Origin of the sequence: Providencia sp. 2024EL-00732 (assembly GCF_044006275.1) — a bacterium.
GTDB lineage: Bacteria > Pseudomonadota > Gammaproteobacteria > Enterobacterales > Enterobacteriaceae > Providencia > Providencia huashanensis.
In genome coordinates, this window is the sequence record NZ_JBIPDG010000007.1 from 138,261 (window position 1) to 155,901 (window position 17,641).

Genomic DNA, 17,641 nt, shown 5'->3' on the forward strand with positions numbered 1-17,641 from the left:
AATGAATATCATGATCTTAGTTTTTATTGGTGGTGCAATTGGTGCAATTTGTCGCGAGTTATTGATGATATCTGTTCCAACCATGAATGACCATTTCCCTCTTGACATATTTATAGCAAATATCGTCGCATCATTATTGTTGGGTATTGTTGCAGGCTTACTTATGAGAAATAAAATAAGCCAAGGGATGAATGCTTTTTTAGCTACAGGGATCATGGGAGGGTTATCGACATTTTCCAGCTTTGTGTATGGAGCAGTGGAAATAATGAAGTACCCACAGTTCTTCTTAGTTGCAATAAGCTATTTGGTTTTAAGTATCGTTATCGGGTTTGTTGCGATTTATATCGGATACTCAGTAGGTAATAAGCAATATAGTTAATTATCATACTAATATTTTTAAATTTATAAGAGAATAAGAGGTTTTGAAATGAAAATAGGTAAATCAATATGGCATGGGATCACTTCAAAGCCTTATAGATTACAATTATTTTTTGATATAATACTTTTAATATTATCACCTGTGATCTTCATAAGTATAATTGGCTTTGATACTAAAACTCTAGATATGGATGTTTTTATTGTTACATTAGTTATTCTGATTTATATTTACATTACACGTTGGTTTAGCCATTGGTATTGTAATAGACGTGAAAAATAAGTGCATAGATATACAAAAATTTGATAAAGCTACATTTGCTTTTTTGTCATAACTAGCGTCTGTTGTGGTCTAAAAAGAGAGGAAGCTTCATGGCTTATAAAGAAGAAGCTTCCCTGTTTTTCCTTACTATTAACTTGTGATTTTCCTTTTCTTTATAATCCTTATAATGTTTAAAACCAAGCTAGCAAGGATTGCTACAACCCCGCCTATAAATGTCTCATATACCCTTGATATGGGAAGTAAATAAGTTGGGTTATGTAAAAATAGCGTTTCCTCAAGAAGAAGTAAAACAAATACAGTAATAGAGAAGGTCTTTAGCATGTAATTTAAACGGAAAAATGTAGGGATAAAAAATATGGTTAAAGCTAATACAGATAAGTAAATATAAGTTTCTTTTGATTTTGTTATACTAAACATAGTGATGACAAAAGCTGCTGCTAATAGACTTCCTAAAAACCTAAGTAACGTAACTTTTATTATATTCATTTCTTTTGGGTGGAGTAACATAATGAATGTTAGAGGAGCCCAATAAGGTTTGTATAGATTTAGATAGTCGGGTATTGAAAGGCTTAAGAATAGAAAAAAGCTGAAAAAGAAGGCTCTTATATATATTTTTTCGTCACTATGATAAATTGCTTTTGAAAATAACCCATTTTTAAACGCATGAATTTCATTGTTTTTATGTTTCAGTAGGCTAAAAATGACTAAACTAACGGCAACCCCCGAGAGATATGCCATTGGCAAGTCAATGCTAATAGAGTCTAACGTTGTTCCCATACAGGAAAAAATAATTAAAAATGGAAATGTGCGATCTAAATAATCATCTTTTTTGTAAAAAAGGTAATAACAATATGATAGGATAAATAAATAGATATAAAAATAAATGGTTAGCTTTAGTAGAAAACCAATGCCCCCACCAACGATAACCAAACATAATAGAAAAAAGATGTAAAAAATATTACTGCTATCAGGTTTTGCATCATAGACGATATTGGAGAATAATGTTGTTATAACTCCAAATACTCCACCAATGGTGCCAAATAAAGAAAAGCAGATAGTTGAGTTTACTATTGCGGCAATCAAAAATGTTCCGTTATTTCTAAAGTTAATATATTTTAATTTTTTATTAATATCTTTCATATTGCTCACTCATTTCATTTTTAAGTTATTTGTATCATATTTTGGAGTGAAGTTATATAGTCGGAAAATGTATTGTTTTTATATGCAGAGGTGATTATTTAAATAATATTAAGCTAATTTTTATGTAAATTTTAACTAATTGGTAAACTTAATTGGTGGTTATTCTGTTGGTTCCTAAAACTGAGTAGGTTTTTTAACAGATAAAAATTGTTGCAGCCCACGATAAACTAGAGAGCATCGGTATGGGCCTCACATAGGTAAGCGTCAATTTTTACCTAATGACATTACGCTGGCAATATCACATATATCAGTCACAGTTATAGTGAGCTTCCTGAGGGGGATGTGAGTACAATATCGAGTACTCTTAAACAACACTCGGACAATGAAGTTGATAATGTTGATAATAGATAGAGTCGAGTTGAATTGGAATTTAGGAGAGTGTTGAAATTAGCGGGCTTTACAAACGAAAACAGACGTCGATTGACGTCTGTTAATAATGAGGTGGTGCCCGGACTCGGAATCGAACCAAGGACACGGGGATTTTCAATCCCCTGCTCTACCGACTGAGCTATCCGGGCAACGGAGCGTATTAAACCTGATTTCATTGGTTGAGTCAAGGCGCTTTCAATAAACTTTTGACTGTATGCGCTTTTTTTCAACATGTTAGCTAGTTTTTAACCGAAAATACATAAAAAGACTAAGGTTATTAGTCAACGCCAGCCTGAAATGGCTTTAGGGTTGGCTGGCGTTGATGTTTATCGGCTTTTAGCGTAAGTAATTTTTCTGAGCTTTATTCACTTTAATTAGATAATTACGTGACTCAGCGGCAGGGTGTTTAGTGGACAATGTTTCATATACCTCACCTGGCTCTAAATTATTAATACGTTGTGCTGCTTGTTTTTTATCACTGTGAAAGACACGCAATACGCTGCCAGCACCGCCGTTATAGGCCGTTATAACGGCATATCGGCGTGATGTTTGGTTACGGATATCGCCTAAATAACTGTTTTGTAATATCGCCAAATAGGCTGTACCAGTATCGATATTTTTTTCAGGGTCAAATAAATAACTACGGCTAGGAACACCGGATTTACCTTGTGAGCGGAAAACATCCTTACCCGCAGTATTTGGCATTATTTGCATTAACCCCATAGCATCCGAACGGCTTACAGCATAAGGGTTGAAACTTGATTCAATTTGCATAATCGCCAGAATTAATGATTCATCAACACCGTATTTTGCGGCTGATTTTTTAATATATGGCAAATATTTATGAGCTCGTTTGTCTAAATGATTTGGGACTAATTGCATGGTCACTGACCAAACAACATTCATACCAGACTGCCGGCGCTGCATTTTATTTTCGACTAGATAATCAGCAAACTTTGTTGCACGCCATTCCCAACGAATAGCTTCCCCAGTGTTATCGAGTACTTGGCCAAATAAAAATGGCTCTTTACTGTGGGGAATATCATTAATATCAGAGTAAAGGTCGATAGAGTTGGGGTCATCACCCATCAATAATGTGGTGACAATTGCTTTTTTTAAGTGTTCAGACGGCTCTATTGCTGAAATAGTTTCGACGGTGATAGTCCCTGCATCAAAGTTAATATGGCTGCGGGTACGGTATTCATCTGTGTATTTCACATAGTCTTTTGGACCTGCAATCAGCACTTCTTTAATGCCCCAAATATTTTCAATATTATGGGCAAATTGCCCCATTAAAATATCGAACCCATTGGTGTCTTTGACATGATTAGGGTTAAAGTCAGGCTTTTGATTACTAGAACATGAAACAATTAGAGGGATCAATAAGCTCAGCGCAAATAGTTTTTTCATACGATTCACAGTCTTGGTGCAAGAGTCTACCTACTGAGTAGGTAGACAAACAGATTATTTTTCAGGCGTATAACCATCAATATGAATATCATGACCTTCAAACAAGAACTTGATCATTTCTTGTTCTAACATTTTACGGTCATCGGGGTTCATGGTATTGAGTTTCTTTTCATTAATGAGCATGGTTTGTTTAGCCATCCATTGACTCCATGCTTCTTTCGATATCTCGTTAAAAATACGTTTTCCTAACTCACCTGGGTAAAGCTGAAAATCTTGCCCATCAGCATCACGTTGTAAGAATGTACAAAAAATGGTTCTACTCATTAACTTTTTCCTCAAATTTCAGGTAGTAAGGCAAGCTGCTTTAATAAATTTTCAACTGGGGCAGCAAGACCGATAGTTGCACCTAAGTGTAAGTTATACCAGAGTCCTTTGCCTTCATCCATGGCAGAATTAAATGCCTGAATATTAACTTTTACAGGGATAATATCTAAATGAAAATGGCTAAATGTGTGACGGAAGGAAATTAATTGCTCTGGCGAGTTATATTCAAGGCCAGAATCTTTTAACCATTGATTAAGTTGCTCTAAAGACTCAAATTGAGGGAAGGCAAATAGCCCACCCCAGATGCCTGATGGCGGTCGTTGTTCTAACCATACATTATCTTCGTGTTGCATAATTAAGAACCAAGCACTTTTTTCAGGGATCTTTTGTTTCGGTTTTTTTCCGGGGTAGTTCGACCATGAGTGATTCGCATAAGCAATACAGCCAAAATTAACAGGGCAAATTTCACATTTAGGTTTACTACGGGTGCAGACCATAGCCCCTAAATCCATCATGGCTTGGTTAAAAAACTCGACCCCAACTTTTGGCGTGACGTCAGTGCTAATATCCCACAGGCGGTTTTCCACTTCCTTTTTCCCCGGCCAGCCATCAACCGCATAGGCACGAGCTAACACGCGTTTAACATTACCATCTAAAATAGGGTAGTGCTGCTGTTGTGATAATGACAAAATCGCCCCTGCTGTTGAACGCCCAACACCGGGTAGAGCAAGTATTTCATCGAATGTACGGGGAAATTGGCCATTATATTGAGTGGCGACCATTTGTGCGGCTTTATGTAGGTTACGAGCCCGTGCGTAGTAGCCAAGACCTGTCCACAGGTGTAATACTTCATCAAGCGGCGCATTGGCAAGGGCTGTGACATCCTCAAAACGAGCAATAAACTTCTCAAAATACGGAATGACAGTACTTACTTGGGTTTGTTGCAGCATAACCTCTGACAACCACACATGATAGGATGATTTTTCCTGTTGCCAAGGCAAGGTTTTACGGCCGTATTTGTGATACCAGCCGAGCACTGCAGATGAAAATTGTTGAGCTTCCATTGATAATTTTATTTTTATTGATATTGCCAGTCATGGTAGGAATTGCAACATAGACTACGGGGGCTGTAAACCGCTATTGTGTGGTTTAGTGTAAAGTTAGCTAATTATCAACTGCAACCTTGCAGAAGTTTTGCTAAACTCCGATATCCTTTGTGTCTCAAAGGGGCTAAAGGCTCCCATTTGGGGTATTTAGGGTAGGAATTGATAGGTTTGATAATGAATCACCTTAATATCACTTGATTGTTGGCACATTAACTTAATTGGGCAACTATTTTTTAGAACCTTTATTATGATCAATAATGTAATCTCCCCCGAATATAATGAAGAAGGGCGGGTTATGCGCCGAGTCCGTAGTTTTGTCCGCCGTCAAGGGCGTCTGACAAAACGTCAGGAAGACGCATTAGAAAAAGAATGGGCAGAGAAAGGCATTGATTTTATCAATCAGCCTTTTGATTTTGCCAAAGTATTCAAGAACTCAAATCCAGTGACATTGGAAATTGGGTTTGGCATGGGCGCTTCATTGGTGGCCATGGCATCACAAAATGCAGATAAAAACTTTTTAGGTATTGAAGTTCATGCGCCGGGGGTTGGGGCATGTTTAGCATCAGCAAAAGAAGAGAATGTCACTAATTTACGCGTGATGTGCCATGATGCTATCGAAGTATTGGATTACATGATCCCTGATGGTAGCTTGGCAATGGTTCAGTTGTTTTTCCCTGACCCATGGCATAAAGCCAAGCACAACAAACGTCGTATTGTTCAAGTCCCTTTTGCGGAAAAAATTCGCAGTAAATTAACAATTGGCGGTGTTTTCCATATGGCGACTGATTGGCAGCCATATGCTGAGCATATGCTTGAAGTCATGACGAGTGTCGAAGGCTATAATAATTTATCATCATCAGGTGATTACGTTCCTCGTCCTGCAACAAGGCCAGAAACAAAGTTTGAAAAGCGAGGCCAGCGGTTAGGGCACGGTGTATGGGATTTAATGTTTGAGAGGATCAAATAATGGCTAAACAACCACGTAGTCGTCGTTTACGTAAAAAAATGCGCTTGGATGAATTCCAAGAGTTAGGCTTCACTGTTAAATGGAGCTTTAAAGAAGGTACGCCGATTGAGGAAGTTGACAGCACCGTTGACCAACTGATTGCAGAAGCGATTGAGCCGAATGGTTTAGCGTTTGAAGCAAGTGGCTACATGAGTTGGGAAGGGATCGTTTGCTTACAAAAAATTGGTAAGTGTACCGAAGAGCACCGTCAAATTGTTGAAAACTGGCTAAAATCAAAAGGCATGAACGACGTCGTTGTTTCTGAGTTGTTTGATGTTTGGTGGGAATGATTTTATTGGGTTTATCTCAATGAATAAACTCAATTTTCACTAGTTTGAAGAGGCATCCAAAATTGGGTGCCTTTATTTTCTGTAGTAAACATTATCTGGAGTCAACGTTTTGAGCGCCATGTTTTCTAACCAGCTACTCAACGATATCCTAGACCAAGTACGCCCACTTATTGGAAAAGGCTGCGTTGCAAACTATATCCCTGCTTTGGGCTGTGTGTCGCCTCATCAATTAGGTATTGCTGTTTCCACTATAGATGGTGATATTTTTACTGCGGGCGAGGCATATCAGCGCTTTTCAATACAGTCCATTTCTAAAGTGTTGAGCCTCACCTTGGCGATGACACGCTATGAAGAAAATGAAATTTGGAGTCGCGTTGGTAAAGAACCTTCTGGGTTACCATTTAACTCCCTTATTCAAATTGAAATGGAAAAAGGCATCCCGCGAAACCCATTTATCAATGCGGGAGCGATAGTGATCGCCGATATGTTGCAATCTCGTTTAAGTGCGCCTAAGCAACGGATGCTAGAGTTTGTTCGAAAATTGTCTTGTGAACCTGATATAAGCTATGACACAGTGGTTGCCCGCTCAGAACTGGAACATGCAAGCCGTAATGCCGCAATTGCTTATTTAATGAAATCCTTTGGTAATTTTGAGAACGATGTTTTAACCGTTCTCGAAACTTATTTTCATTATTGCTCTCTAAGTATGAACTGTGTTGAATTAGCGAAATGTTTTTCCTATTTAACATCACAAGGAATGTCATCTTGTTCCATTGACCCAATCATCACTCCACTACAATCAAGGCAAATCAATGCGTTGATGATGACATGTGGTATGTATGATGGCTCTGGCGAATTTGCATTTCGGATAGGAATGCCCGGCAAGTCTGGTGTTGGCGGTGGTATCGTTTGTGTGGTACCAAACCAATTCACTGTAGCAGTTTGGTCCCCCGAACTCGATGCGGCGGGGAACTCTCTGGCTGGTTGTGCTGCCTTAGAGTTATTATCAAAGCGAATTGGACGTTCTGTTTTTTAACGCCACTGGTTGAAGCCATTAGTCGTTGATATAACGTTTTACTAGGAGATTTTATGTTACGTCGTACATTAATTGCATTTTCACTCCTTGCCTGCGCGACAAGCCAAGCTGCAGATTATAATTGCTCTGTCACTCCGAAAGATGACATCTTTATGACGCCAGAAAGCGTACAGGTCATTGGCCGTAGCGGTGATTTAAAAATTACCCCAGACGGCGATATCACACTCAATGGTAACAATATTGCCGCGACAGAAACGCAAAAACAGCAAGCTATCCGTTATCAATCGATGATCCGTAGTGATTTACCTTGGATAAAACAAGAATCAGAAAAAAAATTATCTACTTCAAGGGAAACCATTGATAAAGTGGTTGTTAAAGTCATTGGGGGGGATAGCAATATTCGTAACCGGTTGACTAAACTAGAAAAAGAACTGAATGGGCAAATTGATCAAATCATTGAGACTCGCCCTAACGGTTATGTATTCCATCATGAAGCGATGAAAACAGTAGAAACAAAAGGGCGTCAGCTGGTTAATGAAAGCTTAGGTGGTATTTTGCAAGATAGCATCAATGAAATGGGGCGCAAACAATTGTTATCTGGGGGCGATGCAAGCAAGGCCTTGCAAGGGATGTTGGGTAATCTAGGTGGGTTGCAGCAAGAGCTTGAGTCCGAATGGAAAACACAAGAAAAAAGCTTCCAACAGTTTGGGCAGCAAGTCTGTGCTAAAGTGACTTCAATGGAACAACAACGCGTTTCACTACTTAACTCGCTCAAAGCTAACTAATTAGTTAATCCCGTATAAAAACAGTAAGATATAAAATCATCTTACTGTTTTATTATTTCATTCTCTGTAACTTCTCATTATAAATGTGATATTCGCATCATTAATGGTAATGAAAATGAAATTGATTCTTATTTAGTTGACATCTAAGTCACTCTCTTTACAATGCGGGTTTGGCTTAATGACTAAATTGGGATCGTTTAAATGAAAAAGTTCATTCCTGCAGTACTTGTTTCTGTATTGTCATTCTCTGCTCCTTTGGCTTTTAGCGCAGAACCGGCTGCTTTCACACCCAATGTGGTGACAGCGCAAGGTGCTGAAAAAGTCACGATTAAACATCTTTCAGGTGAAACTGAGGTGGCCAAAAAACCACAAAAGGTGGTTTTATTTGATTTCGGTGTTTATGACTCAATGCAAAAACTAGGCCTAGGTGATAAAGTCGTTGCGTTACCAACAGCAAATGCACCTGCTTATGTTAAAGGCAATATTCCAGCGTCAATGGAAAATGCAGGTGGGATGAAACAGCCCGATTTAGCAAAAATTGCACTGTTAAAACCTGATCTTATTGTGATCACGGGCCGCCAAGGCAAATCTTATGAGGCGCTATCAAATATTGCACCAACGATCAACCTAGGTTCCGATAGTAAACATTATATGGAATCAGTAAAGGCAAATCTTGGGGTAATTGGTGAATTGTATGGCAATCAAAAATCAGTTGATGAACAACTGGTCGAATTAGATAAAACCATTGCAGATGCTCAGAAAAAAGCCGCTGATTCAAATAAAAAAGTATTAGTGTTAATGCATAATGATGGCAAGCTGATCCCAAATAATCAAGCTGTTGTCTATAACGTAGTGAAAGCTCAGCGTGCTGAATTACCTATTGATGAAAATGCCGATAAGTCTAAACGCCGTGTGGTCGATAGCAAAGCCATCGCACAAGCCAATCCTGATGTGATCCTGATTATTGACCGTAGTGAAGCGATTGGCGCAGGCAAATTAGATAAAACCGTTTTTGAAGATACAAACATTCAAGAAACGAAAGCTTATAAAGATGGCAAGATTACCTATTTACAATCTGACTTGTGGTACTTGTCAGGTGGTGGCTTAGTCAGCTTAACTGAACAAGTGAATGCTGTCGTTAATGCCCTGTAATTAATATCTGCCGTTGTCTTATTGGCTACGGCAATATTTACTATCCTCATTGTTATTGTCGTTTATTTCTTTTTTATCTCTAAATAAAAAGCCCGCATCAGGTGTTGATGCGGGCTTTCAATGAACGAGAAAATATACCTTCGCTTAACAAACGATTTTTTGCTTAAAAATCATTCCTCATCTAAAAACAATTCTAACAACGAGTTGAGAAACAGTTTTCCATGTTCTGTAATTTGCCATTCGTTATCCGTCTCAGTGATATAACCCTTTGTTAATGCTTCATCAATAGCTGGTCTAACTGTTGATTCGGGTAACCCAGTATATTGGGTAAATTCATCACGAGGCATTGCTTCAAGTAAGCGGAGACGGTTCATAAAATATTCAAATGGCCTATCTTTGGTGTCAACATCATAGGATTGATGAATGTAACGACCTTCCATATAGCCACGAGGGTGCTTGGTTTTTACTGTACGTAAAATTCTTCCATCTTCAAACGTGATTTTACCGTGTGCTCCACAGCCAATACCAAGGTAATCACCGAATCGCCAATAATTAAGATTGTGCTCGCATTGATAACCCGGTTTGGCATAAGCTGACGTTTCGTATTGCTGATAACCAGCTGCACTCAATAATTTATGACCTTCTGTATAGATATCCCACAGAGTATCGTCGTCAGGTAACGTGGGAGGGCGTGACCCAAATTGAGTGTTAGGTTCAATGGTCAACTGATACCAAGACAAATGCGGTGGGGCAAGCTCAATAGCTTGACGTAAATCAGATAAACCTTCATTGCGAGTTTGAGATGGGAGGCCGTGCATTAAATCGAGGTTAAAGCTTCTCAAATTTAAATTTGTCGCTAATTGAGCGGCACGCTTTGCTTCATCAGCGCCATGAATGCGGCCTAATGTTATTAATTTATCATTACCAAAGCTTTGCACACCAATGGAAATTCGGTTGATCCCCGCAGCTTGATAGCCAGCGAAACGGTCTGCCTCTACCGTTCCGGGGTTAGCTTCCATGGTAACCTCAGCTTGTACATCTAACTGGATACGTTGGCGAATACCATCCATCAAGGCTTGCATGGACTTGGCTGTTAACAGACTTGGGGTTCCCCCACCAATAAAAATAGTTTTGACAGGGCGTTCACCAATTAATTGCGCATCAATATCAAGGTCTGCCAATAGGTGCTCAACATATTCCATTTGGGGAATTTCCCCTTTGAGGGTGTGTGAATTGAAATCACAATATGGGCACTTTTGCACACACCAAGGAATATGAACATATAAACTCAATGGTGGTTGTTTAAGCATTTTTTAATGCTTCCAACATCATTGTTAGGGCTTTACCACGATGTGAAATGGCTTGTTTTTCTGCTTTAGTTAACTCCGCTGAAGTACAACCCAATTCAGGAATATAGAAAATAGGGTCATAACCAAAACCCCCTTGGCCTTTACGTTCACGAGTAATAATGCCTTGCCAACGACCGTGGAATACTAAGGGGGTCGGGTCTTCTGCATGGCGTAAATACACTAAAACACAGTTAAATTGTGCCTGACGTTGGCCATCAGGCACATGTTCCATTGCATTAAGTAATTTTATAAGGTTTTGCTCATCATTCGCCTCTTCCCCCGCATAACGTGCGGAGTAGATACCCGGAGCTCCTCCCAGTGCATCAACAGAGATCCCTGAATCATCGGCAATTGCGGGTAAGCCCGTTTGCGCCGCAGCATGTCGGGCTTTCAGGATAGCATTTTCAATGAAGGTTAAACCTGTTTCTTCAGCAGATTCAACACCTAATGAAGTTTGCGCGACAATATCCATACCAAAATCACGGAGTAAGTCGGCTAACTCATTCACTTTTCCCGGATTGCCGGTGGCTAAAACAACTTTTTGCATCATTTAGAACTCATTTTTACATAATACCAATGGAATACATCATTGCTGTGAGTGATGGGTCAATCCATAAGGAAATATCTACACGCAAATAGTTAAGCGCAATCAAGATAAACATCACAATCATGGCTGAGAAGTCTAACCCGCCCATTGCTGGAATAATACGACGGATTGGTGCCATTAATGGTTCTGTTAATTGGTACAATAAATAGTCAACAGGGTTACGGCCTTGGCTGACCCAGCTTAAAATAGCGCGGATTAAAATCATCCAGAAAATCAATTTACCTGCGTAGGTTAATAATAAAATAACCCCCATAGGTAGGATCGTAACACCTAAAATTGGCAGTAAATTAGTTGCCCACATACCGAAAATAATTGCAGCTAATGCCAGCACAAAAGCGACAACAACTGAAGCGGTATCGACTGAGCCAATAGCGGGGATCACTCGACGTAATGGCCCAACAATGGGTTGAGTTGCCTTAACGACAAATTTTGAAAATGGGTTATAAAAATCGGCACGTACACATTGCATCCAAACACGCAGTAGTAAAACAAAAATGTACAGCTGGATCAGAGTAGTGACAACAAAAACGATAGTCTTCATGGCAAATTCCGCGATTAAATTAAAAAAGTTTTTCCATCTCTTCGGCTCTGTCAATTGCACTTTGCATTGCATTGGCAACAGTTTGCGGAAGATTTCCATTATAAAATTGTTCTAAAGCCATCGCGGTAGTACCGCCTTTAGAGGTGACCTGTTCACGTAATGTTGAAAAGGCTGTATCACTTTGTGATTTAGCTAGTTCCACAGAGCCTTCTATGGCATTGAGGACTAATTCACGGGCTTGCACACTATCATAACCGAGTTGTTGCGCTTTTTGCTGCATTGCTTCCATAAATAAGAAGAAATAAGCAGGGGAACTGCCTGTAATCGCAATAATATTATTGATCTCTTGCTCTTTTTGGCACCAAATTGTTGTCCCAACGCTTTGCATGAGTTCTTGTGCGAATTTTTTGTCTTGCTCTGATACTTGCCCTTGAGCAAACAACCCACTAACGCCTTTACCCACTAATGATGGCGTATTTGGCATAATGCGCACTAAATTAAGCGGGTGTGCGAGGTATTCGTTATAGCGTTCAGCAGGGATGCCCGCAGCAATGGTGAGGACTAATTTTTGGTCAAAATTGGTAACTTGTTGCAGTGGCTCACAGACCTCTTTCATCATTTGTGGTTTGACTGCGAGCATAATCACATCGGCGGCTTGCACTGCGGCTAGGTTGTCATGGCGACTGATTATACCGTACTGTTCGGCGAGTTTGTCACGGCGTACAGGGGTTGGAGAACAAACCGTGATCATGGATGCAGGGTAACCGTGGTTAACCAAACCTGTAATAATGGCTTGAGCCATATTTCCGGCACCGATGAAGGCAATTTTACGATGTTGCATTCTGTTCTCCTTATTTATTGGTGATACTGGCGAGCGCCAAAAATAGCGGTTCCTATACGTACCAAAGTAGAGCCGCAATGAATTGCTGCGCGCATGTCATCAGTCATACCCATAGAAAGTGTATCGACGGTAGCGTAATTTGTTTGTAATTGCTTAAATGCAGCATCCATCTTGCGAAATGTGGCACACTGGCGTTCGTAATCTGTTTCGGGGGCAGGGATTGTCATCAAACCACGTAATACCAGATTAGGCATAGTGGCGACTTGGGCGGCTAGTTCGTTTAATTCCGCTAAGGTGATCCCCGATTTACTATTCTCATCACTAATATTGATTTGGATGAGAACATTTAAAGGGGCTTTATCGCTAGGACGTTGGTCGTTCAATCGTTGAGCGATTTTTGCCCTGTCAAGGGTGTGAAACCAATCAAAGTGTTCGGCAACTAGGCGGCTTTTATTGGATTGTAATGGGCCGATAAAATGCCAAACAAGGTCATTCCTATTTGAAAAATATTGAATTTTTTCAACACCTTCTTGAACATAATTTTCACCAAATTGGAAAAGACCAGCCTCAATGGCTTCTGAAATAGCTTCACAAGGTTTGGTTTTACTTACAGCAAGCAGCGTAATGTCTTGTGGTGAGCGTTGGCACTCTGCGGCGGCAAGATCAATACGTGCTGTGACATCAGAGATATTATTTTGAATGGTCATTGTTTTATTCAATATAGTTTAATTCAATATTGGTGTATTCACATACAGGTCTATTTACCAAGTAGATGAATTGCGGTTATTGACCATAGTGTAAAGCAAATCGCGTCAGAACGGCACCTTTGCATAGGGGGAATTCAAAAAAATACTGATTAAGCTTGATAAAAAAGCATTTTCTAACAGTGTCCTTAAATCTGCTTTCCCAGATAATAGCAAAAGGCCGATTGATTCATAACAGACGGTGATGCTGACAAAATAGGCACACTAGTGACAGCAGTAAAAAGATAACGGCAACCCGAACTCGATAATCAAAACTGTGTTGAACCCCTTGTAATGATTTCCAATTTAATAACTTCTTGTTTTATTGGCTCTTTCCGGTCGGAGATTTTATCTAAAAGCATTTTTATCGCTAATTCGCCTATATACTGAGTGGGTATTTTAACCGTAGACAGTTCGGGGTTTAAATAATTGCAAAGGTCAGTATCATTGAATCCGATCACGGCAACATCTTTAGGAATCGTGATGTTAAGCTGCTTTGCTGCTCGATAAAGCGCACCAGCTAATAAGTCATCATCGCAAAATACAATATTGGGTTTTTGCTGAAGTAAAGATGCTGCATTTTGGGTTGCTTCAGCAAGGTTAAAGGATGAGTAAACGACACATTTAGATTTTTCTACATAGTTTAATGACTCGAATTCATTGTTAAATAATTTATGGCGATTTAGAAAATGTTGCCTTGGGATATCAGATCTAAAAAAACCAACCTTAAACCGTTTCATTTTATGCGTAATAGAGAACGCAGATTTGATCGTTTTATCAATATCTAAAAGAATGTCATTATTTTTTTCATCATCAGACTCTATGAATATCAGCTTATCTCGGTAATTTTCTAATAATTCGATATGTTTTTTTTCACATGAATAAATAATGCAGCCACTAATTAGTTTACTTTGAAATAATGAAAATAAATGTTCAGACCATTGTTTGTTGGCATAACTATCTAAAAGAATTAAAGAATACCCGGATTTGGTTGCTGAAAGCTCTGCAGCATGAACGACTTTTCCGAAATAGGGTTGTTGAATATCGGGGACAATAAATGCAACGGTACGTGAATTTCCACTACGTAAAATTTGTGCATTGATATTAGGCTGATAGCCTAGCTCTTTTGCCACACAGAGGATTTTTTCACGGGTTTTTTCAGATACTCGGCCTTGGTAACGACCACTAAATACAAGAGATACAGCCGACTGTGAGACGTTAGCTAAACGGGCGACATCTTTACTGTTAACAGTAGACATTTTTTCTCCATATCAAGAGTGAAAACATAAAAAATACTTTATAAACAGATGGATGCGTTATTCTAAACGAATTAAAAATGATCTAATACGCTCATACTAAATGATAAATTTTGTTTGGGCTTATTAATTTGCAAGCTTTATGTTTTTATGTGATCCATGTCAAGTCATACGTATTACTTGCTGTGAAGTATATCACTTTATTCTTGTTTAATACCCAGTACATTAATTAAAACCAAGAAATGCCTTAGAGGAAAATGCTCAGTAGTAGAATCAATGTTTTTATTAGCCATACCGAATGTACATTGTATATAAACGTGTTTACGTAATATTGAGTGAGGTAAATAAATTATTATGAGCACAATTACTCGATTAAAAATAGTCTCGTTTATGCAGTTTTTTATATGGGGCTCTTGGCTAGTTACATTTGCTTCATATATGTTTAATACACTCCACTTTACAGGTGGAGATGTTGGGTTAGTCTTTAGTTCTTTAGGCATTGCATCACTATGCTCACCTATTTTAATGGGGCTAATTGCAGATAGAATTAATAATAGAAAATTCGTCTATGTTACCATTCATTTAATATCGGCGTTTTTTTTGATTGCAATGGCACATAGTACTTCGGTTAGTTTGCTTTTCGCCATGACATTAGTTCATCTGATTTTTTATATGCCAACAATGTCAATCTGTAATAGTATAATTTTTGAAATACTGGATAGGGAAAAATTAAAATCAGAAAATTATTTCCCAAAAATCAGGGTGTATGGAACTGTTGGTTTTATAGCTGCAATGTGGATTATTAGCTTATTAAAGTTAGAAATGAGTTATTATCAATTGTATATAGCAGCAATAGCTTCCGTGGCTTTAAGCCTTTATTCTGTTATTTTTATATCGGTAAATAAAGATAACCATAATTTGGAATGTGATCCTCATTCATTTAAATTTAGTGATTTGGCTGTCTTATTTAGGAAATCTCAAGTCGTTGTTTTCTTGTTTTTTTCTATGCTGCTAGGGTCTGTTTTACAAATCACGAATACTCTCGGTGTACCCTTTTTGCAGGATCTGGCTGCCGCACCAGAGGCTCAAAACTCTATTTTTTCAACCTACCCGACAATTTTTTTATCAATATCGCAATTCTCAGAAGTGATTTTTATATTGCTACTTCCTTTTTTATTAAAGTATATCAAGATAGAAAAAGTTTTATTGTTGAGCATGATAGCTTGGATTTTACGCTTCGGGTTATTTGCATATGGTGATTTTACCTATATAGGAACAATAGCATTATTCCTTTCAATGTTAGTATATGGTTGCGCTTTTGATTTCTTTAATATTTCGGGTTCTTTATTCTTGGAAAAAGAAATAGCACCTGAATTTCGTTCTACAGCACAAGGCGTATTTACTACTTTAGTTAATGGATTTGGTACTTTCTTAGGTGCCATATTGAGTGGCTGGGTATTAGATCTTAATACGATAAATGGGGTTGTAGATTGGAAAATGTTTTGGATTGTATTCACTAGCTATACGATTACATTCACATTTATTTATGTACTGTACATGTTTTTTTCAAATAGAAAAAAACAGCATGCTTATTCATAAAAATGTAAAAATATTGAGGTATATATTATGTTAGATACTCATCAATACTCTATTGCTGATATTAATTTAGCAGATAAAGGAATAAAACGTATTAATTGGGCCAAAGCACATATGCCTATTATGCAAAGTTTAATTGAAAGACTTGAAAAAGAACAACCATTTAAAGGTCTGACAATTGGTATTTGTTTACATGTTGAAGCAAAAACAGGGGTATGGCTTGAAGCCTTGACAAAAGGTGGCGCAAAAATTGCTATTACAGGTTCTCCTGGTTCTACACAAGATGAAACAGCGGCAGCATTAGTAAAATATATGAATGTGAGTGTTTTTTCGAGGAGAGATGAATCTTTTGAAGACCATATAGCCTATTGCAAAAATGTCTTGGAAATGAAGCCGGATATCATCGCCGATAATGGTGCAGATTTACATGAGCTGGTTCTTACCGATCCTAAATTTAAGGCATTACAAAAAGTAATTATTGGTGCGACGGAAGAAACAACCACAGGAGCAAATAGGTTAAGGGAAGATTTCACATCTCAGCTTTGGCCAACATTAATTATTAATGATACTCAGTCTAAAAGAATTATAGAGAATCGATATGGTGTTGGCTCATCTGTTGTGGAAAGTATTGCTCATGCAACTAATGTAATGATACACGGTAAAAAAGTAGTGGTGATTGGATATGGTTATTGTGGCTCTGGTGTGGCACAGCGTTTTAGGGGAATGGGGGCACATGTTACGGTAGTAGATACAAATTCGCTTACTCGATTAGAAGCTCATTTAGAAGGTTTTCAAACTGCTGAATTAATCAGTACGTTACAGGATGCCGACTTTGTTGTGAGTGTCGTTGGGCGAGATAATATACTTACTACAGAACATTTTTCTGCAATGAAAAATAATGTGCTTGTGGCTAATGCGGGGCATTTCCAACGTGAAATTGATGTGAATGCATTGAAGAATTTAAGTAATAATAGTGAAGAGGTCATACCTAAAATTAATAAATACCAATTGAAAACGGGTAAAAATATATTCCTAATGTCGGATGCAAACCTTGTTAATTTGTCTGTAGGAAATGGTAATCCTATTGAAGTTATGGATTTAGGCCTCGCTTTACAAACATTAAGTTTAGAAAAAATTGCTTTAGATAGCAAAGCATTAAAAAATATTCCGCAACCTGTTCCTTTTGATATAGAAATGAAAGTAGCACAACTTGCGTGTGATAACTGGATAACGCATTAAGCCACTTGTACATACTTCAAGTTACATTGTGTTGATTATACTGAGTTTGCTGAGTCGTTTAGCTTATCTAAGCTCCAGGTCTAACTTTGCTTATTGCCTACATGTATATTGAATTATTAAGAGTATATTGTCT

18 protein-coding genes and 1 tRNA gene are annotated in these 17,641 nt (G+C 38.2%); 8 read left to right on the forward strand and 11 right to left on the reverse strand.

Going from position 1 to position 17,641, the window contains the following annotated elements; translation table 11 throughout:
* Position 1: 1 nt before the first annotated feature.
* On the forward strand, positions 2-379 hold the full coding sequence (locus tag ACHB7C_RS12955) for a CrcB family protein (protein ID WP_042848762.1): 378 nt from the start codon (positions 2-4) through the stop codon (positions 377-379).
* A gap of 408 nt (positions 380-787) precedes the next feature.
* Here ACHB7C_RS12955 and ACHB7C_RS12960 read toward each other — a convergent pair whose 3' ends face one another.
* The 5 genes from ACHB7C_RS12960 to mutY form a co-directional block, all read right to left on the reverse strand.
* Positions 788-1,798: an FUSC family protein gene (locus tag ACHB7C_RS12960; RefSeq protein ID WP_042848760.1), complete on the reverse strand. Its 1,011-nt coding sequence runs from the start codon at positions 1,796-1,798 to the stop codon at positions 788-790.
* Positions 1,799-2,300: 502 nt separating this feature from the next.
* Positions 2,301-2,376 (reverse strand) — tRNA-Phe (locus ACHB7C_RS12965).
* A gap of 187 nt (positions 2,377-2,563) precedes the next feature.
* Positions 2,564-3,637, reverse strand: coding sequence for a membrane-bound lytic murein transglycosylase MltC (gene mltC, locus ACHB7C_RS12970; RefSeq protein ID WP_166685458.1), 1,074 nt, complete (start codon positions 3,635-3,637; stop codon positions 2,564-2,566).
* A 54-nt stretch (positions 3,638-3,691) separates the two neighbouring features.
* Positions 3,692-3,961: an oxidative damage protection protein gene (locus ACHB7C_RS12975; RefSeq protein WP_042848738.1), complete on the reverse strand. Its 270-nt coding sequence runs from the start codon at positions 3,959-3,961 to the stop codon at positions 3,692-3,694.
* A gap of 11 nt (positions 3,962-3,972) precedes the next feature.
* Positions 3,973-5,025, reverse strand: a complete 1,053-nt coding sequence (gene mutY / locus ACHB7C_RS12980) for an A/G-specific adenine glycosylase (RefSeq protein WP_048608261.1) — start codon at positions 5,023-5,025, stop codon at positions 3,973-3,975.
* A gap of 289 nt (positions 5,026-5,314) precedes the next feature.
* On the opposite strand from mutY, the gene trmB reads away from it, so the two are divergent.
* From trmB to ACHB7C_RS13005, 5 genes are all read left to right on the forward strand, one after another.
* Positions 5,315-6,034 carry a tRNA (guanosine(46)-N7)-methyltransferase TrmB gene (gene trmB, locus ACHB7C_RS12985; RefSeq protein ID WP_042848736.1) on the forward strand — a complete coding sequence of 240 codons (720 nt, stop codon included), beginning with the start codon at positions 5,315-5,317 and terminating at the stop codon, positions 6,032-6,034.
* Positions 6,034-6,363 (forward strand): YggL family protein, encoded by a 330-nt coding sequence (locus ACHB7C_RS12990; RefSeq protein ID WP_042848735.1) that lies wholly within the window; start codon positions 6,034-6,036, stop codon positions 6,361-6,363. The genes trmB and ACHB7C_RS12990 overlap by 1 nt, the downstream gene beginning before the upstream one ends.
* Before the next feature lie 109 nt (positions 6,364-6,472).
* Positions 6,473-7,399, forward strand: coding sequence for a glutaminase B (gene glsB, locus ACHB7C_RS12995; protein WP_210855880.1), 927 nt, complete (start codon positions 6,473-6,475; stop codon positions 7,397-7,399).
* 53 nt (positions 7,400-7,452) lie between these two features.
* Positions 7,453-8,184, forward strand: coding sequence for a DUF2884 family protein (locus ACHB7C_RS13000; RefSeq protein ID WP_042848733.1), 732 nt, complete (start codon positions 7,453-7,455; stop codon positions 8,182-8,184).
* Between the two features lie 201 nt (positions 8,185-8,385).
* The gene (locus ACHB7C_RS13005; RefSeq protein WP_042848732.1) at positions 8,386-9,336 is read left to right on the forward strand and encodes a siderophore ABC transporter substrate-binding protein; all 951 of its coding nucleotides are present in this window, start codon (positions 8,386-8,388) and stop codon (positions 9,334-9,336) included.
* A gap of 170 nt (positions 9,337-9,506) precedes the next feature.
* Here ACHB7C_RS13005 and hemW read toward each other — a convergent pair whose 3' ends face one another.
* The 6 genes from hemW to ACHB7C_RS13035 form a co-directional block, all read right to left on the reverse strand.
* The gene (gene hemW / locus ACHB7C_RS13010) at positions 9,507-10,646 is read right to left on the reverse strand and encodes a radical SAM family heme chaperone HemW (protein ID WP_395347523.1); all 1,140 of its coding nucleotides are present in this window, start codon (positions 10,644-10,646) and stop codon (positions 9,507-9,509) included.
* Positions 10,639-11,232, reverse strand: a complete 594-nt coding sequence (gene rdgB / locus ACHB7C_RS13015; RefSeq protein WP_042848750.1) for an RdgB/HAM1 family non-canonical purine NTP pyrophosphatase — start codon at positions 11,230-11,232, stop codon at positions 10,639-10,641. Before rdgB ends, hemW begins: the two co-directional genes overlap by 8 nt.
* A 16-nt stretch (positions 11,233-11,248) precedes the next feature.
* Positions 11,249-11,833 (reverse strand): YggT family protein, encoded by a 585-nt coding sequence (locus ACHB7C_RS13020; RefSeq protein ID WP_042848730.1) that lies wholly within the window; start codon positions 11,831-11,833, stop codon positions 11,249-11,251.
* Positions 11,834-11,852: 19 nt separating this feature from the next.
* Entirely contained in the window at positions 11,853-12,674 is an 822-nt protein-coding gene (proC, locus tag ACHB7C_RS13025; protein ID WP_042848729.1) for a pyrroline-5-carboxylate reductase, read from the reverse strand.
* Between the two features lie 14 nt (positions 12,675-12,688).
* Positions 12,689-13,381: a YggS family pyridoxal phosphate-dependent enzyme gene (locus tag ACHB7C_RS13030; RefSeq protein WP_048608256.1), complete on the reverse strand. Its 693-nt coding sequence runs from the start codon at positions 13,379-13,381 to the stop codon at positions 12,689-12,691.
* A 305-nt stretch (positions 13,382-13,686) separates the two neighbouring features.
* Positions 13,687-14,676 carry a LacI family DNA-binding transcriptional regulator gene (locus ACHB7C_RS13035; RefSeq protein WP_395347528.1) on the reverse strand — a complete coding sequence of 330 codons (990 nt, stop codon included), beginning with the start codon at positions 14,674-14,676 and terminating at the stop codon, positions 13,687-13,689.
* A 351-nt stretch (positions 14,677-15,027) separates the two neighbouring features.
* Between ACHB7C_RS13035 and ACHB7C_RS13040 the strand changes: the two genes are divergently transcribed.
* Both ACHB7C_RS13040 and ACHB7C_RS13045 read left to right on the forward strand, forming a co-directional pair.
* Positions 15,028-16,272: an MFS transporter gene (locus ACHB7C_RS13040; RefSeq protein ID WP_071547811.1), complete on the forward strand. Its 1,245-nt coding sequence runs from the start codon at positions 15,028-15,030 to the stop codon at positions 16,270-16,272.
* A 27-nt stretch (positions 16,273-16,299) separates the two neighbouring features.
* On the forward strand, positions 16,300-17,508 hold the full coding sequence (locus ACHB7C_RS13045; RefSeq protein WP_395347532.1) for an adenosylhomocysteinase: 1,209 nt from the start codon (positions 16,300-16,302) through the stop codon (positions 17,506-17,508).
* Positions 17,509-17,641: the final 133 nt, after the last annotated feature.

Coding starts and splice junctions, on each gene's coding strand:
- ACHB7C_RS12955 (WP_042848762.1), top strand. CDS start 2: ATGAATATCATGATCTTAGTTTTTATTGGTGGTGCAATTGGTGCAATT.
- ACHB7C_RS12960 (WP_042848760.1), bottom strand. CDS start 1,798: ATGAAAGATATTAATAAAAAATTAAAATATATTAACTTTAGAAATAAC.
- mltC (WP_166685458.1), bottom strand. CDS start 3,637: ATGAAAAAACTATTTGCGCTGAGCTTATTGATCCCTCTAATTGTTTCA.
- ACHB7C_RS12975 (WP_042848738.1), bottom strand. CDS start 3,961: ATGAGTAGAACCATTTTTTGTACATTCTTACAACGTGATGCTGATGGG.
- mutY (WP_048608261.1), bottom strand. CDS start 5,025: ATGGAAGCTCAACAATTTTCATCTGCAGTGCTCGGCTGGTATCACAAA.
- trmB (WP_042848736.1), top strand. CDS start 5,315: ATGATCAATAATGTAATCTCCCCCGAATATAATGAAGAAGGGCGGGTT.
- ACHB7C_RS12990 (WP_042848735.1), top strand. CDS start 6,034: ATGGCTAAACAACCACGTAGTCGTCGTTTACGTAAAAAAATGCGCTTG.
- ACHB7C_RS13000 (WP_042848733.1), top strand. CDS start 7,453: ATGTTACGTCGTACATTAATTGCATTTTCACTCCTTGCCTGCGCGACA.
- ACHB7C_RS13005 (WP_042848732.1), top strand. CDS start 8,386: ATGAAAAAGTTCATTCCTGCAGTACTTGTTTCTGTATTGTCATTCTCT.
- hemW (WP_395347523.1), bottom strand. CDS start 10,646: ATGCTTAAACAACCACCATTGAGTTTATATGTTCATATTCCTTGGTGT.
- rdgB (WP_042848750.1), bottom strand. CDS start 11,232: ATGCAAAAAGTTGTTTTAGCCACCGGCAATCCGGGAAAAGTGAATGAG.
- ACHB7C_RS13020 (WP_042848730.1), bottom strand. CDS start 11,833: ATGAAGACTATCGTTTTTGTTGTCACTACTCTGATCCAGCTGTACATT.
- proC (WP_042848729.1), bottom strand. CDS start 12,674: ATGCAACATCGTAAAATTGCCTTCATCGGTGCCGGAAATATGGCTCAA.
- ACHB7C_RS13030 (WP_048608256.1), bottom strand. CDS start 13,381: ATGACCATTCAAAATAATATCTCTGATGTCACAGCACGTATTGATCTT.
- ACHB7C_RS13035 (WP_395347528.1), bottom strand. CDS start 14,676: ATGTCTACTGTTAACAGTAAAGATGTCGCCCGTTTAGCTAACGTCTCA.
- ACHB7C_RS13040 (WP_071547811.1), top strand. CDS start 15,028: ATGAGCACAATTACTCGATTAAAAATAGTCTCGTTTATGCAGTTTTTT.
- ACHB7C_RS13045 (WP_395347532.1), top strand. CDS start 16,300: ATGTTAGATACTCATCAATACTCTATTGCTGATATTAATTTAGCAGAT.